The following is a 16,197-nucleotide window of genomic DNA, read 5'->3' on the forward strand; positions in this document are numbered from 1 at the left end:
GGCGGCAATGCCGCCGCACCGCACCACCAAAGAAGACAAGCACCGCTCTGCCGAAGGCAAAAAGAGCCGTCGCGCAGCTCGCCTGTGAGGCGGCCGCGCAACTCCTGTCTTTGGGAGGTATCGCGCCATGAACCGCTTCGACGCGCACATTGAGGAAAACAAGGGACGCTACTTCGACGAACTCTGCGCATTGTTGCGTCAGCCGTCGATTGCAGCGCAGGGGATCGGCATCGAGGAGACAGCGACGCTGGTTGCACAGCGCCTCGAGCGACTCGGCGCGCAGGTACAGGTCTTTCGCATGCCTGGCGCTGCACCGGTGGTGTACGCCAGCATCGGCAGCGGTGAGCGCACACTCCTGATCTACGATCACTACGACGTTCAGCCGCCGGAGCCGCTCGATCTCTGGCATTCACCGGCGTTCGAGCCGATGCTGCGCGACGGTAAACTGTATGCGCGCGGCGTCGCCGACAACAAAGGCAATCTGATGCTGCGCATTCAGGCGATCGAGTCGTGGCTGGCGGTGTATGGCGCCCTTCCCTGCCGCATCAATTTTCTGGTCGAAGGGGAAGAGGAGATCGGCTCGATCAATCTCGAAGCCTTCTGCCAGCGCCACGCCGATCTGTTGCGCGCCGACGGCTGCCTGTGGGAAACCGGCGGCATGAATGCGCTCGAACAACCAACAATCATGTGCGGCGCAAAGGGCATCTGCTATGTCGAACTGGTCGTGCGCGGCGCGTCGCACGACCTGCATTCCGCCAATGCGACCATGGTTCCCAACCCGGCATGGCGGCTCACATGGGCGCTGGCGACGCTCAAAGCGCCTGATGAGCGGGTGCTGATCCCCGGCTTCTACGACCGGGTGCGCCCGCCGTCGGCAGCGGACATGGCGGCATTGGAGCGCATTCCGCTCGACGATGAGGAACTGCTGGCGGATTTTGGCATTCCACAGTTTCTCGGCGGGTTGCATGGCATCGAACGCCTGAAGGCGCATCTCTTCAATCCCACCTGCACGATCTGCGGGCTGGTCTCTGGTTACACTGGCGAAGGCTCAAAGACCGTCCTGCCATCCGAGGCGCGCGCGAAAATCGATTTCCGCCTCGTGCCCGATATGGACCCGGCGGACGTGGTAGCGGCGTTGCGCCGTCATCTCGATGCGCACGGCTTCGACGACATTGCCATTATCGAGTACGGGCACGAAAAACCGGGGCGCTCCGACCCCGACTCGCACGTCGTCCGGGCAATGGCGACGGCAATTCGTGCCACCTACCACAAAGAACCGGTCATCTACCCGACGATGGCGGGCACCGGTCCGGTCTATCCAGTCTGCACCGCATTGGGCACGCCGATGACAAGCGGGTGCGGCACAGGGTATCAGAGCGCGCTGGTCCACGCGCCGAACGAAAACATCCGGCTGGACGATTACTGGACGGCAATGCGCTGCATGGGGGCGTTCATTCGGGCATTTGCAGCATAGCGGTGCATATTCTGCACATCTACAAAGATTACCCGCCGGTTCTCGGCGGCATCGAGGGGCACATGCGCGACCTAGCGGAAGGTCTGGTTGCGCGCGGTCATCGGGTGACGGTGCTGGTCACGAATACAACCCCCTGCACATCCATCGAACGACCACTGCCCGGATTGACCGTGGTGCGCGCAGCGCGGCTGGCGCACCTGGCATCGACGCCGCTCAGCCCGGCAATGATCGCACTGGCGCGCACCATTCACGCCGATGTCGTACACCTGCAATTTCCCTACCCTCCGGGTGACCTGGCAGCGATGGCAGCGCCCGGTTCGCCGCCGCTCGTCATTTCGTACCAGAGCGACATTGTACGCCAGCAAACGCTGTTACGCCTCTACCGGCCGCTGCTGGCGCTGACGTTGCGGCGCGCTGCGCGGATCATCGCATCCAGTCCCGGATATATCGCCTCGTCGCCATTTCTTCGCGCTCATGCCGCAAAGTGCGTGGTTGCGCCGATCGGCATCGATGTGACGCGCTTCTCCCCAGGCGACCGCCGCGCCAATGCCGTGCCGCGTCTGCTCTTCGTCGGACGGCTGCGCTACTACAAAGGGCTGCACATTCTGATCGAGGCGCTACGCCAGGTCGAAGGCGTCGAACTCTGGATCGCCGGGAATGGACCGGAACGCGCGCGACTGGAACGACAGGTCGCCGGCGCCGGATTGCATCATCGGGTGCGGTTTTGTGGCGACGTGGCAGATGAGGACCTGCCCTCGCTCTACCGGCAGGCGGATATCTTTGTGCTGCCGTCGCACCTGCGCGCTGAGGCGTTCGGCATCGTGCTGGTCGAGGCGCTGGCGAGCGGATTGCCGTGCATCAGCACCGCGCTCGGAACCGGAACCGATTTTGTGAATGTGCATGAAGAGACCGGGTTGGTTGTGCCGCCAGGAGACGCAACAGCGCTGGCGGAGGCCATCCGCCGCCTGCGAGACGACCCGGCGCTGCGGGCGAAGTATGGCGAGGCGGGCGTTCGCCGCGCGCGGACCCTCTTTTCACGCGAGCGGATGCTGGACGCCGTAGAGCGAGTCTATTATTGGGCGTTGCAATAAACGCATGCTCAAAAACCAGCGCCGCCTGATTACGCCCCGAGATCAGGCGCACTACCGTTGAGCGTGGCAATAACTTCTCCGTTGTCCGTGAGAAATGTAAAACCGTCGAATACCACACCCCGGCACAGCTGTGCAATCTCGAAAATCGCGTCAAAACGTTCATCACGCTCCAGAAAATCCGGTTCCACGACGCATCCCAGGATCATCTCAGCGCGCTTGACGTCATCGTAGAGCTGATCGCGCATTGATCGATCCATCCCCGGAATGCGCCTGATGGCATTCAACGCGCCCATGTAGACGCGCCCGAATTTGCCTCCAACGACAGGAAACAGTGCATTGACGCTCATTTCGCCCTCGGGGGATCGCAGATGAATATGAGCGGCTTCGCGGCGCAGCAGCGCCCATCCCGGTTTGGACATCATCACCTGAGCAACCCCTTCAAAGTCGGGTAATGCGCAGTAAATCGTCATAGACTCACTCATGGACGACCTCCTGTGACCGCTCGACCGCCAATACAAGGACTCCTGGACGCGCGATTAATCTTCACATTTCGTATCGGATGAGTTGCGATTTGCCGCGCGTGTTCTTAGCAATTCTATCCAGTTGTTACTCCTATTCTCCAGAAGATCCATTAATGGCCAACCTGGTGCTGTTTCAATGAGATGAATCATAGTCCAGGCCAATCCATAGCAATCATCGCTTCCCAAAAGCGAAATGAGCACACGAGCCTCCTCATCCGATACAGGCGGAACAATCTGAGCGAGGAGTTCTTCATATTGCTGGATTAGAGCGAAATCAGAATCTTCAGAAGGCAACACTCCCAGGGATGCCAGGCGACGAACTGTTTCACGCAAGGATTTACTCCTTCTTCATCAAATGCGGGAAATGCTCGCGGTAGTAGCGCAGCAACTCCCTCAGACCGTGATTGTACTTCCCGCCAACGATACGACGAATATCTCTGAGATCACGCGCTAACACTGCGCGGAAAGGCTGACCCGCCTCAGATTTTGCCGTTAACGCTCCCTTCACTCCATATGTTCTTGTCTGAATATGCTCGCCGTGAGTAATAACCAATGCTCCTCCATCATTCCGACTGGTGTACCGCATAGCAGCATGAGGCACATGATGGGGTGTCAGATTATCTCCTGCTACACCTCTTGCTGCAAGATCGCCGAAACGTCCCGCCTCACCCGCCGTAACTGGTCCTGTTAATCCTGTTACCGATTGCGCCGCATCAACCACATCACCACTGCGGCTGGCAGCGCGAACGGACTTGTTACTGTGCGTACTCGCATGAGCAATTGCACCAGCTCTGTGCCCTGCATCGTCTAGCTTGCCAGCGACTCTGCCTACATCATCAACCCGGTTTGCTACCCTGGCTGCGTCGTCGATACGGTTCATTACCCGTCCAGCGTCCCCGAGCACATCCACTGCTCTACCCGCCGTCCCCGCCTTCGTCGCGTACCCGGCAGCAGTTGCACCCCCGGTAAAGATCGCCAGAATTGCAGGCAACACTTCGAACACCGTCCGTCCAACCGCTTCTCCGTACCGGCCTTCCTGCCAGTCAGTCACAATCGGCTCGACGATCGACCAGAGCACGTTTCCTGCCGTCCCCAGCGGATCGGTGATCAGCGCCTCGATCAGCGCTCCATATTTCTGCCGCGTGCCGGCATCGCCTGCGATCATTTTGACGAGATCGACCCCGAGGGTGGCCAGGCCAGCGACCGTGTCATACACCCCCTCAAACAGGCCAACGAATACCCCGGCGGCCTGCTCGCCCGCCCAGCGTAGCGCGTCGCCAGCCTGTCTGAACCACGAATTGGACGTGCGCTGCGGCGCTTGATGCGCTACCGTAAGCCATGCGACGATCCCTGCCAGCAGACTGCCCGCTATCCCGATCGCGCGTTCCACCCACGGCGCAGCATCCGCCGCCTGCCCCAGCAGTTGCGGCAGGCTCACCACAGCATAGGGGAGCGCCGTTACCTGCGGCGCTGCAATGACACTGGTGTTACCAACTGGCGCTGTACCCGGCACGCCAGCCAGCCAGCGTGCGAGCGTCGCCGTCGCTGCATCGCCAATGGCGGCTGCACGGTCGCGGAACACCAGACTGATAACCGCCAGCAACACCAGAACGATGGCAATCAGCGCCAGGGACTCGACGGCTTCCGCACCGCGCTCGTGCCGCCACCCGCGCTGCACGAGCGCCAGGCAGCGCTCCACTGGCGCGAATCTGCGCTCCTGATCACGACCGTCCTGCATATCACCCCGCCTCGCTGATACCCCTAAAACACGCACACGACGGCGACCCGCGATCCTGCCATGCTCTGTGCGTCCAGGCGGCGATCCATAACGATCGTTGCTAACAAGGATGTAAATCTTCGCACGCGCTCCGGCAGGCGCGTTATAAGGCTTAACCAGAGCAAAGGGGTGATAACCGTTTGCTCCCGACTCACTCAATCAGTGCTGCAATCGACTCGATGACATAATCCGGCTGGACGGTCGCCTCTGCCAGCGCGCGGCGGTCGGTGGCGCCGGTGAGCGTCAGCGCGGTCGCCATGCCTGCGGCGCGCCCCATCGCAATGTCGGTCTCCAGCCGGTCGCCGACGACCAGGCACTGCTCCGGCGGCAAACGCAGCGTTTCGGCGATCGTCTGCACCATGATCGGCGATGGCTTGCCGACAACGACTTCGACGGGATGAGCAGTACACGCCTCAATAGCCGCAATCATTGCCGCTGCGTCCGGTTCGCCGCCGGTGGGAGTCGGGCAGTAGCGGTCGGGGTTGGTAGCCACGAAGCGCGCCCCGGCGCGGATGGCGTCGAAGGCGATCTGCAACTTGCGGTAGGTGAACGTGCGGTCGAACGAGGCAATGACGAACTGCACGCCATCGGCGCTGTCGGCAAGGTCGAACCCGGCGGCGCGCAATTCGTCGCAGAGTGGCGGTTCGCCGACAACGAACACCCGGCTTCCCGGCGCTTCCGTCAGCAACCAGCGCACCATGACATACGATGAGTTGATCACCTCATCCGGCGTCGTCGGAATGCCGAGCGCGGTCAACTTTGCCGCATACTGGGCGCGGGTGCGGGTCGGGTTATTGGAAAGGAAGATGACCTTCAATCCGGCGGCGCGCAGGCGCGTGATCGTCTCAGCCGCGCCGGGCAACAGGGCATCGCCAAGGTAGACGGTTCCGTCGAGATCGAAGATGTAGGCGTTGTAGTGAGGGATGGGCATGTCACGAGAACTGAGAATTGAGAACTGAGAACTGAGAACTGAGAACTGAGAACTGAGAACTGAGAACTGAGAACTGAGAACTGAGAACTGAGAACTGAGAACTGAGAACTGAGAACCGAGAACCGAGAACTGGTATCAGGGGTTAGGGGCTAGCCTTCCAGACCCGCACCCTGCGTCCTTTCCGCCTGCCGCCTGCAACGATGAAGGGGGCTAGCCTGCCTGACCTGCACCCTGCGTCCTTTCCGCCTGCCACCTGCAACGATGAAGGGGGCAGCCTTCCAGACCTGCACCTGCGTCCTTTCCGCCTGCCGCCTGCAACGAGGAAGGGGGCAGCCTTCCAGACCCGCACCCTGCGTCCTTTCCGCCTGCCGCCTGCAACGATGAAGGGGGCAGCCTTCCTGACCTTTCTACCTGTCATCTGCAACCCTCGCAACTCTTGCCTATCGCCGCTTGTCCCGCATCACCCTCACCCTTCAACCCCGCCTGCGCTCGCCTTCTCCGTCCTCACCGGGACCGGCGTCAGGTACCAGACGAGCGCGAGTGCGTTGAGGAGCAACGCCACGCCGAACGCTGCGATGTACGCCTCGACCGAATACCGACCGTCATCATTTTTCGCAAACGCGCTGATGATCACGCCCATGCCCCACTGGATCACCGTCGCGCCGCCAAAGCCGAACAGATTGACGGCAGTAACGGCGCGCCCGCCCATATATGGCGGGAACAGTTCGCGCACCTGCGCCAGCGTCAGCAGGCTGAATGCGCCGCTGAAGCCGAACAGGAAAAAGACAACCGCCAGTGCTGCCGGCTGCGGGGGAACGGGCGAGAGAAGCGGCATCTGCGCCGCCAGAAACGCAAGGGTGCTCACCGTCATCACCCGCCGCGTGCCGAACAAATCCGCCAGCGCGCCGCAACTGGCGTAACCGGCTGCTACGCCTGCACTGATAATCAGGATCAGGTTGCCGGTTTCGAACTGCGACAGGCGCAGCGTATCGAAGAGGTATGGTCCTGCCCACAGGGTCTGAACGGCGAGCGTTGTGCCGAGCAAGGCGAGATTGAGGGGCGCGATGCGCCAGAAGTGCAGGTTACGAAAAATCTGAGCGAACCCGGCATCGGAGACGTCGGACGTGGCGCGCCAGAGCACGCCAGGTGGCGCGTTGCGCGTACCCAGTACGATGCCACCGGCGCTCAGCAGGGTGACGAGGGCGCCGCCGAGGAAGACGTTGCGCCAGCCGAACTGCTGATTCAGCCAGGCAAGCGGCGTCGCCGCCACCAGCGCCCCCAGCGCCCCGATGCCAACCATCAGACTGGTGAAGGTCGCCACGCGCTGCTGCGGAAACCAGGCGCTGAATGCTTTGACCGCACCCATTAGATTCCCCGCCATGCCGACGCCGATCAGGGTGCGCCCGACGGCGACCTGTGGTAGCGCCATCGCCGTGGCGAACAACAGGCACCCGACAACCGTCATCAGCATCAGGGCTGGCACGGCGAAACGCGGACCGATGCGATCCAGCGCTACGCCGAGCGGCAACTGCACCGCAGCGAAGCCGGCATAGAACAGGCTGGTCATCATACCGAGGTCGGCAGCGCTCAACCCCAGGTCGCGCATCAGATCGTCGGAGATCACGGCATTGGCAGCGCGGAAGAAATTGGAAAGAAAGTAGCCGATGCCAAAAAAGACAAACACGGCGAGCGCGCGATTCATGGCGCCTCATTCTCTTGTTGAATAGCGGCTTTGAGATCGTCGAGCAAACGCTCCAGGCGCTCCGGTCCAATCCCGCGCGCTGCCGCTGCCTGGTTCAGCGGTTCCCAGAACGGGACCTCGACGGTTGCCCAGGGAATGCCGTATGCCTCCAGCACCGCGCGGGCTGAAGGCCAGGCAGCGGCAATGGCAGCGACCGACATCGTTGCTGTGATCGGATGGCGAGGAGGGGGGAAAGAGTTCGAGCGCGGCGCAGAGTCTGGCGCCGGCGCTTCGTCAGACGGCATCAACCCCAACAGGCGCGCGCTGTTGTGTCCCAGCAGATCGTCCCGAATATCGGCTGCAATATCCAGCGCTGCAATTTCGTCGAGAAAGGTGGAAAGGTCAGGTTCGCGCGAGACACGCGGGTAAAGCGGCAGCGGATAGTCGCTGCCGAACAGGATTTTGCGCGGATGGACGCAGCGCAGCGCCACCGCAAAGATGTCGGCGGTCGGGTAGAGCAGCGGCGATGCCGCCGTATCGTACCAGACATTGCGGAGCGCCTGACGCACCGACGGCATGAGTTCGTAGAAGAAGAGTCCTCCGCCCCAGTGCGCCAGGATGATCGTGAGTTCGGGGTAGCGCAGCGCAACCTCGTAATACTGCGCCAGCGGCGTGACGGCTTTGCCGGGGTAGTAACGACCCACCGACTCATTCACGTGGAGCAGGAGCGGCAAGTTCAGATCGATACAAGTCTCCGCCAGCCGCAGGAATGCAGGCGAGTCAAGCGTGAACCCCTGGGCATACGGGTTGAGTTCCCCGACGCCGACAGCCCCGGCAGCAGCACAACGGCGCACCTCATCGAGCGCGCGGTCATCGGCGGGCTGCACAGTTGCGAACGCCAGGAAGCGCTGCGGATAGCGCCGGTGCAACGCCAGTGCGCGGTCGTTGGCTGCAACGCACGACTCGTGCTGGCGGTAGTACTCCCCCTGAATCACCGCGCAGTCAACCCCTGCACGATCCATATCCGCCAGAACGCGCCCTTCGTCCGCTGCCGCCGGCAACCGACGGGTTGTCGGATGCAGACCGAGGAGCATTGACCAGTACGGTTCGCGTTCAGCGGCGCCGGCCAGGTACGCGAGCGCTTCGGGAGGCTGGAAGTGCATGTGGATATCGATCCGCACGGCTACTTCAGCGCAGCAAGCAACTTTTCGACGTCCGCCAGGTCCTTATCGCGCCCCTGAATGCGGTAGAGATCAGCGGCGCGCTGATAATCCGCACGCGCCTCCGCCGTATCCCGCAGCGCCTGGTGCGCCCTCCCACGCTCGCGGTAGGCGTCGGCGCTGTCGGGGTCGCGCGCAATGACGACATCGAGGTCTGCGACCGCTGCGCGGTAATCACGGAGCGCAATGGCGGCGCGGGCGCGACAGAGATAGGCGTCGATCTCGGTGGCATCGAGTTCGATAGCGCGGGAGCAGTCTCTGAGAGCGCCGCGCGCATCACCCTGCTCCAGGCGCAGCAACCCGCGCCCGACGAATGCCAGACGATACTCCGGCGCAATCGTCAACGCCCGATCAAAATCGGCGCGCGCCCGATCAAGTTTGCCAATCGCCTGGAACAACAACGCGCGGTGGTAATAGGTGAAACTGACCTCCGGGTTCAGCTGGAGCGACTGATCGAAGTCCGCCAGCGCCTCATCATACTGACCGTTGTCGCGATAAGCGACGCCGCGGCGCATCAGGAGCACATCGTTGTTGGGATCGCGCGCAAGCGCCTCGGTGAAGTCCCGAATGGCTTCATCGTACCGGTTCAGACGATAGAAGGCGCGCGCGCGCTGATGGTACGACTCGACGTTCTCCGGATCAAGCGCCAGTGCCTTCGTGAAATCATCCACTGCATTCTGAAAGAGCGACAGACTAAAGTTGACCTGAGCGCGCCCGAAGTATGCCTCGAATGATGACGGATCGGCACCGATCGCTTCGGTGTAGCGTTCTGCCGCCTGCCCCAGGCTGCCGCCAGCAGCGAGTTCTTCCGCCTCCCGCACCAGCGCCTGAACATCAACCGGCGTCGGCGTCGGGGCAGGAGTAGCGGTTGGAATACTCGTCGGCGTAGGAACCGGCGTCGGCGTCTCAGGTTCAGTCGTCGGAGCGGTCGCTTCTTCGGCGGGTCGCGGCGCCAGAATGTCGGGATACAGATACACCAGCCCTGCGACCAGCAGCGCAACAACGACGACAATGCCAAGGAGTGCGAAGATGACGGCGCGTGAGCGCTTTTTGGGTTGCTCAGCAGGCATGCTGGCTGGCGGGGCGTCAGCAGCGGCTTTGCCGGCAGTTCCCGGACGGCGCAGCAGACCGCTGCGCTTCGCCGTAGCGCCGGGGCGCAGTGATGCCAGTGTGTCAACCGGCGCCGGTTCGGAAGGCATTGCCGGAGGCGGAGGCTGCCGGGGCGACTCCGGCGCTTTCTGCTGCTGCGCGCCAGTTGCCAGCGCGGCAGCCACAGGAGCGACGGTTTGGGGCGTCGGCGGGGACGGCGGCGTGGCGGCGGTTGTTCCGCGCCGGGACGTGGCAGCGTCGGGCGCGAGCGGGTCGAACACCGGTTGCTGCCGCTGCGCTGGCTGTGATGGCATTGCCGGTTTCGGCGCCAGCGCATCGGGTGCAAGCGGGTCGAACACCGGCTGCGGGCGCGGCGCTGGTTGTGCAGGCGCCGCAGGTTTCTGCGCTGGTGCAGCGGGCGATGGCGACGGAGCGGCGGTTTTAAGGCTTGCCAGACCGCGTTGCGCGACCTCGTTCCGCGGATTGATCGCCAGAACCCGTTCGAGGCAGAAGCGGCGCTGCGCCACATCGGTGAGCGCACCGGAGAGCCACAACCAGCCGCGTTCATTCTGGGGGTCGAGTTGCAACGCCTGAGTGAGCAACTGGCGGGCGCGAGCCTGATCGCCGGCGCGAATTGCCGCAATTCCCTCGTCGATCAGGCGCTCTGCGCGCTGCCGGGGAGTCGAGGATTCGTTCATAGTCGTGTCAACAGCATCGGGCGTCCTTCAGCCCTGATCCTTGCGCAGTATAGCACGATCCTGGCGGGGAAACAATGGTACAATACGGTATCGCAATATTAGGAGTCAGTCTATCGCTCCAACGTCGTATGAGCATTGCACCCGCTCAACTGATGACTGCCGAGTCGTTCCGGTTGCTGCCGGAAGGACCGGTGCGGCGCGCCCTGGTGCGTGGAGAGGTTGTCGAAACAATGCCGCCGGGTGGACGACACGGGATGCTGGCGCTCCGTATCGGCGCACGATTGCAGCAATGGGCAGAAGCAGGCGGTCATGGGGTCGTCTGTGTTGAGTCGGGGTTTGTGCTGGCACGCAACCCCGATACCGTGCGCGCTCCTGATATCGCCTTCGTCGCAGCAGCGCATATTCCGGCGACAGGTGTTCCCGAAGGGTTCTGGGAGCAGGCGCCAGACCTGGCGGTCAAGATCGTTTCCCCATCTGAGACCGCCGAAGATGTGCGCGAAAAGGTGCGTGATTTTCTCCCCGCCGGCGCCCGTCTGGTCTGGGAAGTGCATCCACGCACCCGCGAAGTGCTGGCGCATCGAGCGCCGACAGGTGCGATCCAGGCGCTTTCCGGCGATGATCTCCTTGAGACGCCTGATGTGCTGCCCGGGTTTAGCTGGCGCGTGGCGGATATTTTTGCGTAACCACTGCACCTTTGCGTCAATGTGTCGCGTCCGCTCGGCGACTGAAGCCGCAGGCTACGGTTGCGAAGCCTGCCCTCGCAGGCTCTAATTGATTTAATTAATTCCTTAATGTTCATAACACGACGCATCCTCAGATCGCAGGTCTGCGTATTCTGATACCGGTACCGTTGTCACGATCCGCGAGGTCACATATGATGCCACGTTCCCTGATGATTGTGCTTCTTGCGCTTCTGGTCGCCGCCTGCGGCAGCGCGCCCCTGGCGGAGCCGCCGGTCTACCCCAATGCAACCGCCGCATCACGTGGCGAGTCGTCGCTGGCGGATGCGATGGTGAGCGGATTAACATCCGAGATCGTCGGCGAGCAGCAGGCGTCCGCCATCCGCCTCTTCCGAGTTTCGGGAAGCGTCGCCTGGGAGCAGGTCAAACAGTTCTACGCCGGGCGACTCGAAAGCAACGGGTGGCGCGCCGACAACCGGTTGCTCGTCGAAGGCGACACGATCAGTTACGCCGGATGGCGCAACGGCGACCAACTCCTGGCGCTCGCCCACACCGAGGATGCGTCAACCGGCGCGACGTACCTGGCGGTCGCGGTGCTGCGGCGTTGATCTGCACTCGGCGCATGAGTATTACGGGGTCAATTCCCGACCTGCGGCTATGGTATCATAGACCGCGTGTTGAATACAAAAGCGCAAATCTTTCTGCTCGCAGTCGCTGCGCTCATACCGCTGCTGCTCGGCGCAGCCTGGGCATGGCGGCGCTTCTACCGCGAAGATCAGTCGGACACCGCGCGCACAATTGCCAAAAACAGCGCACTGCCCATCGCCGCAAACCTGGTCAACAAGGTGATCGACTTCGGATTTGCGGTCATTGCGCTGCGCTTCCTGGGACCGGAAGGCAATGGCGCGTATGCGTTCGTTGCACTGATCGCTGGTCTCTATTTTCTCACGATCACGAACTGGGGCTTGAACGACCTGGCAGTGCGCGAAGCCGCACCCGATCTCTCACGTGCGCCGCGTCTCTTCAGCATCACCCTGCTGCTTCGGCTTGGCATCGCCACCCTGCTGCTTCCCATTGCCGCGCTGCTCGTCATTGGCTATTCGCTGATCGAACGCCCGCTTAGCAGCGCCGAGATCACTGCGTTAGCGTTGCTGATGATCCATCTGTACCCGGCGGCGCTTGCCGCCGCCTGCTCGGCGTCGTTCCAGGCATATCAGCGCATGGAGGTAACGGCGCTGGTGGTGCTGCTGACGAATGTGGCAAAGACCCTCGCCGGGGTTGGGGCGCTGCTGATCGCACCGGATGCACCCTCACGGGTGGTCGCGCTGGCAGCCGTGGCGCTGGCGGCGACAGTCTTGAATGCTGCGGTGTTCTACATCCTTCAGCGGCGGATGCTGTTCCGCGCACCGCTGGTGTGGGACTGGCCCACCGGACGTGACCTGCTGCGCGAAGGGTTCCCGCTGCTGCTGAACAGCCTGCTGCTGGCGGTCTTTTTCCGTTTCGACGTGGTGCTGCTGCGGGCGCAGGCGGGCGCCGCCGCGCTCGGGCTCTACGATGCGGCGTACAAAGTCATCAACATGACCCAAATCGTGCCGCCCTATTTTGTGGCGGCGCTGTTTCCGCTGCTGGCGCGTTACGCGGTGACGGATCGCGCTGCACTGGAGCGAATGTATCACCGGGCGCTTGGACTGCTGCAATTCCTTGCCTGGCCCGTCGCGGTCGGCGGAACGCTACTGGCGCCAACCATCATTGCGGTGCTTGGCGGACGGGCGTTCCTGCCCGGCGCGGCAGTAGCGCTGGCAATCCTGATCTGGTACCTTCCGGTTTCCTATGCGAATGGGGTGACACAGTACGTGCTCATTGCACTACGACGGCAGCGCGCCATCACGGTTGCATTCGTCATTGGCGCGGCATTCAACCTGGGCATGAACCTGTTGCTCATTCCGGCGTATGGGTATCTGGCAGCGGCAGTGGTGACGGTTGCCACGGAACTGGCGCTGTTGTTGCCATTCCTGCGCACTCTGCGACGCGAAGGGGCAATGCCGCCACTTGTGCATCTCATGTGGCGTCCGGCGGTTGCTTCACTTGTGATGGGCGCCGCTATGTGGCCTGTGCTTGCGCTCTCGCCGTGGCTGGCAATCGCCGTCGCAGCGCCGGTCTATCTGGCGGCGCTCTGGGCGCTCAGCGCGTTTGGTCCCGAAGAACGGGCGATGATGCGGCGGATGTTCCGGAGAAGCGGCGCACCTTCCGGCTAGGGACAATACCTCATCGAATAAGATCACAAAGGCGCAAAGGCACAAGGAATTAATCTATCCGTCATGTCCTCATCTTAGTAGTACAGACTTCTAGGGCATATGGTTCTTCCAGTAATGAATGATTACTGGAGGAGTCAGCGCCATGGACTACGACGATCTGCCCGATGACGCGCCAGGTGGCGACTGCCCCGATCACGGTCCGTATGCTGATGAGGAATGCCCGAAGAGTGCGTAGTCTGCGGAGCCATCGCAGGCTCATTGCTCGGAGCGTGTCGGAAAACTCACCTCGTGGAGAGCTGTTGGGTGAGCAAAGGCGGCGCCTTCGCTCACCCAATTGACTCTTTCAGACGCTTGTTTAGCGACGATGAGAATGCTTCGTCAGGCAAAAGGCTCGAACCCCGCCTGCCCTCGCCCATAATCAATCACAACGGTCGCAAAACGCGCAAGCAGGGGCGTACCAATATTGGCGCGTGATGCGCGCCCCAGATCGCCTGCCCAGGTCAGAGGGGCGTCAATATCGACATTTGCGAGCGTGAAGGGTCCCAGACGCACCTGCTCGAACCGGCGACGTATCACCTCTCCGCCGCCGCCGAACCCCTCCCCACGAACGATACGCACATCGGCGCCGCCTGGACGGATCCCCAACTGCGCTGCCAGGTCGGGTCCGACAGTAATGGCGGCGTTCGAGCCGGTATCGATGGTTGCCTGCGGAATAACGACGCTATCAATAGCCAGATCGCCGATTGCCGGGAAATGCTCGAAGAACGAGAGCGGCATCACGACGCCAGAGGCGCCGATAGACGGAAATCCGAGATCAGGATGCGCCAGCGTCAGCGACCGTGTTCGGAAGTCGATCCGCAGCGTCAGATGGCGCAGAACACTATACCCGATGACAACGTCCACAACGAAGGGCAACCTGCTCAGATCAAGCGCTGGCGCATAGAGATCGCGGATGGTCAATGCCTGATTTCCGGGAGCGTGGGCATTCCCCAAGCGTAGCCAGGGAAACACTGCTTCGGTGAACGCCACTGCATCACTGGCAGCGCCCTGCCCGACGCCGCTGCCGCCGGTTGGCAACGCCAGGCGACGCGCGAGCCGCGCGTCCATGGCTGAGGGATCGGTGCCGGTGTCAATCAACACGCGCAACGGATGCCCGCCCGGACCGGACGCCCGGCAACATAGCACGCCAAATGGCTCACACAGCGCAACCGTTGTCGCGCCTTGCGCCGGGAACTCGATCAACGTGCGATCTTCAACCATGCGACGCCTTCAGATAACAGATCGGCTCACCCGCACGCAACGGATGAGCCGATGAAGCTCGCCGGAAACCCTGCACCGCGCTTATGCAACCGCTTTCTGGAAGCACGCGCGGTGATGGTACGTCTTGTTGCGGCGCCGACCGTCCATAACGACCACCATTTCACGGTCGTTCATGATGCGCTCACCGCAGTTGGCACAGTTATGATTGGTTGCCCTGCCGCTCTTGTCGCGCGCGGTCACGTCGGTTTTCGACTTCTTTTCTGCCATGATGGTTCTCTCCGTTGCCTGATAATAGGCGATACAGGCCATTTGCTCCCGATATTATAGCATACCTCGTTTCGTTGCGGTGCAGTGGGATGAGCATCTTCGCCCTTGACCCGCTGTGAGTAATGCTCATCCTGCAAGTGCACACCTTACATCCATTGATTGCACAAAATCGTAGTACAATACAAGAGCAGTCGCACGGTACACAATCTCCGCAACCTCAATGCCTGCAACGCTCGTCGTATCGATGACGGTTGCGGCGCTTCGCCGCACAGGAGGCGCACATGAACACAGTCCGACCCGGTGATCTGACGTGGGGCAAAACAAAAGCAAACAATGGTCTGGTGGTGACAGTCGAGCGCAATCGACGCATTGCGGCGAGTGCTGATCGGGTCTTTGCGACGCTTTCTGATCCGCAGACGCTGGCGGGGCTGCTGCCGCGTGTGAAGAAGGTCGAAGTGCTGCATCGCGGCGCGGCGAGCGCGCGTGTTGCCACACACATGGCAATGGGACCATTTGCCACCATCCGCTCAGAAGGAGATGTGCACTGGCGACAGGACCAGGAGGTTGTCTTTACGTCGCGCCATCCGGTGAGCGTTGAGTCGCGCTGGTCATTTGCGCCGGACGGAAAGGCAACCAATCTGAGCGTTGAACTGACGATTGACCTCACGCCGATGCTGGGTCCGCTGGCAGCCATGGTGCCGCCGGATCAGGTTGCGGGTATGATCGGTCCGGACCTCGATCATGCGTTGACGGCGCTTGCCCGGCGGATTGAGGGGTCGGGAGTCAGGGGTTAGTTCTTTCTGCCAGGACTTTTGAGGTTAAGTCACATGTCTGGAGTAAACGAGAACCGTTCCGCAGGCGCCGTTCATCTGTGGGACAGAGGCAGCGACTGAAACCTCAAAGGTCGGGCAGGTCCATACCCTCAACTCTCTCGCCTTCAACCCTCTACCTTTTCCTCGCGCCTCTTGCCTGGCTCCTTGCGTCGCCTTTCCCCTTACACGCCAGGCGCGATCACACCGCGCTCCTACCCTGGCACCCCGTGACCTGCCTGCAGACGCGGCCATGCCGTACCCATACATTTCCTTCCACCTGAACCTCACACCTCGCGCCTTGCGCCTCACGCCTCACGCCTCACGCCTCACGCCCCTCACCTTTTGCCTTGCACCTGTGGTATGATGCGTGGCGTTCCGTTTCCGACATAAAACGCCATGATCGATATTCCTCGCATTACGGCTGGATTGGTGTTGAGCACC

At 62.0% G+C, this 16,197-nt stretch carries 15 protein-coding genes; 6 read left to right on the forward strand and 9 right to left on the reverse strand.

Translation table 11 applies throughout. From position 1 onward, the window contains the following. The first annotated feature begins 127 nt into the window (after nt 1-127). Together AC3EA7_RS15205 and AC3EA7_RS15210 are read left to right on the forward strand one after the other, a co-directional pair. Nucleotides 128-1,474 carry a M20 family metallopeptidase gene (locus AC3EA7_RS15205; protein ID WP_488614916.1) on the forward strand — a complete coding sequence of 449 codons (1,347 nt, stop codon included), beginning with the start codon at nt 128-130 and terminating at the stop codon, nt 1,472-1,474. A 2-nt stretch (nt 1,475-1,476) separates the two neighbouring features. Further along, entirely contained in the window at nt 1,477-2,565 is a 1,089-nt protein-coding gene (locus AC3EA7_RS15210) for a glycosyltransferase (RefSeq protein ID WP_488614917.1), read from the forward strand. A 29-nt stretch (nt 2,566-2,594) separates the two neighbouring features. On the opposite strand, the gene AC3EA7_RS15215 is transcribed toward AC3EA7_RS15210, so the two are convergent. From AC3EA7_RS15215 to AC3EA7_RS15245, 7 genes are all read right to left on the reverse strand, one after another. Continuing rightward, the gene (locus AC3EA7_RS15215) at nt 2,595-3,047 is read right to left on the reverse strand and encodes a hypothetical protein (protein ID WP_488614918.1); all 453 of its coding nucleotides are present in this window, start codon (nt 3,045-3,047) and stop codon (nt 2,595-2,597) included. A 54-nt stretch (nt 3,048-3,101) separates the two neighbouring features. Continuing rightward, nucleotides 3,102-3,419 carry a hypothetical protein gene (locus AC3EA7_RS15220; RefSeq protein WP_488614919.1) on the reverse strand — a complete coding sequence of 106 codons (318 nt, stop codon included), beginning with the start codon at nt 3,417-3,419 and terminating at the stop codon, nt 3,102-3,104. Nucleotides 3,420-3,423: 4 nt separating this feature from the next. Then, entirely contained in the window at nt 3,424-4,824 is a 1,401-nt protein-coding gene (locus AC3EA7_RS15225) for a hypothetical protein (RefSeq protein ID WP_488614920.1), read from the reverse strand. 190 nt (nt 4,825-5,014) lie between these two features. Then, nucleotides 5,015-5,794 carry an HAD-IIA family hydrolase gene (locus AC3EA7_RS15230; protein ID WP_488614921.1) on the reverse strand — a complete coding sequence of 260 codons (780 nt, stop codon included), beginning with the start codon at nt 5,792-5,794 and terminating at the stop codon, nt 5,015-5,017. 466 nt (nt 5,795-6,260) lie between these two features. After that, entirely contained in the window at nt 6,261-7,496 is a 1,236-nt protein-coding gene (locus tag AC3EA7_RS15235; RefSeq protein WP_488614922.1) for an MFS transporter, read from the reverse strand. Then, nucleotides 7,493-8,656 carry an amidohydrolase family protein gene (locus AC3EA7_RS15240; RefSeq protein ID WP_488614923.1) on the reverse strand — a complete coding sequence of 388 codons (1,164 nt, stop codon included), beginning with the start codon at nt 8,654-8,656 and terminating at the stop codon, nt 7,493-7,495. The genes AC3EA7_RS15235 and AC3EA7_RS15240 overlap by 4 nt, the downstream gene beginning before the upstream one ends. A 2-nt stretch (nt 8,657-8,658) precedes the next feature. Next, entirely contained in the window at nt 8,659-10,482 is a 1,824-nt protein-coding gene (locus AC3EA7_RS15245) for a tetratricopeptide repeat protein (protein ID WP_488614924.1), read from the reverse strand. Between the two features lie 128 nt (nt 10,483-10,610). Here AC3EA7_RS15245 and AC3EA7_RS15250 point away from each other — a divergent pair, with 128 nt between their 5' ends. From AC3EA7_RS15250 to AC3EA7_RS15260, 3 genes are all read left to right on the forward strand, one after another. Further along, nucleotides 10,611-11,165: a Uma2 family endonuclease gene (locus AC3EA7_RS15250; RefSeq protein ID WP_488614925.1), complete on the forward strand. Its 555-nt coding sequence runs from the start codon at nt 10,611-10,613 to the stop codon at nt 11,163-11,165. A 191-nt stretch (nt 11,166-11,356) separates the two neighbouring features. Continuing rightward, complete coding sequence (locus AC3EA7_RS15255) at nt 11,357-11,770, forward strand: hypothetical protein (protein ID WP_488614926.1); 414 nt, start codon at nt 11,357-11,359, stop codon at nt 11,768-11,770. Nucleotides 11,771-11,836: 66 nt separating this feature from the next. Further along, complete coding sequence (locus AC3EA7_RS15260; RefSeq protein WP_488614927.1) at nt 11,837-13,417, forward strand: flippase; 1,581 nt, start codon at nt 11,837-11,839, stop codon at nt 13,415-13,417. 378 nt (nt 13,418-13,795) lie between these two features. On the opposite strand, the gene AC3EA7_RS15265 is transcribed toward AC3EA7_RS15260, so the two are convergent. Beyond that, nucleotides 13,796-14,677, reverse strand: a complete 882-nt coding sequence (locus tag AC3EA7_RS15265; RefSeq protein ID WP_488614928.1) for an aspartyl protease family protein — start codon at nt 14,675-14,677, stop codon at nt 13,796-13,798. 81 nt (nt 14,678-14,758) lie between these two features. Next, nucleotides 14,759-14,944: a hypothetical protein gene (locus tag AC3EA7_RS15270; RefSeq protein ID WP_273245304.1), complete on the reverse strand. Its 186-nt coding sequence runs from the start codon at nt 14,942-14,944 to the stop codon at nt 14,759-14,761. 281 nt (nt 14,945-15,225) lie between these two features. Here AC3EA7_RS15270 and AC3EA7_RS15275 point away from each other — a divergent pair, with 281 nt between their 5' ends. Then, entirely contained in the window at nt 15,226-15,738 is a 513-nt protein-coding gene (locus tag AC3EA7_RS15275) for an SRPBCC family protein (protein ID WP_488614929.1), read from the forward strand. Nucleotides 15,739-16,197 lie beyond the last annotated feature (459 nt).

It is taken from the genome of Roseiflexus sp. (assembly GCF_057785375.1).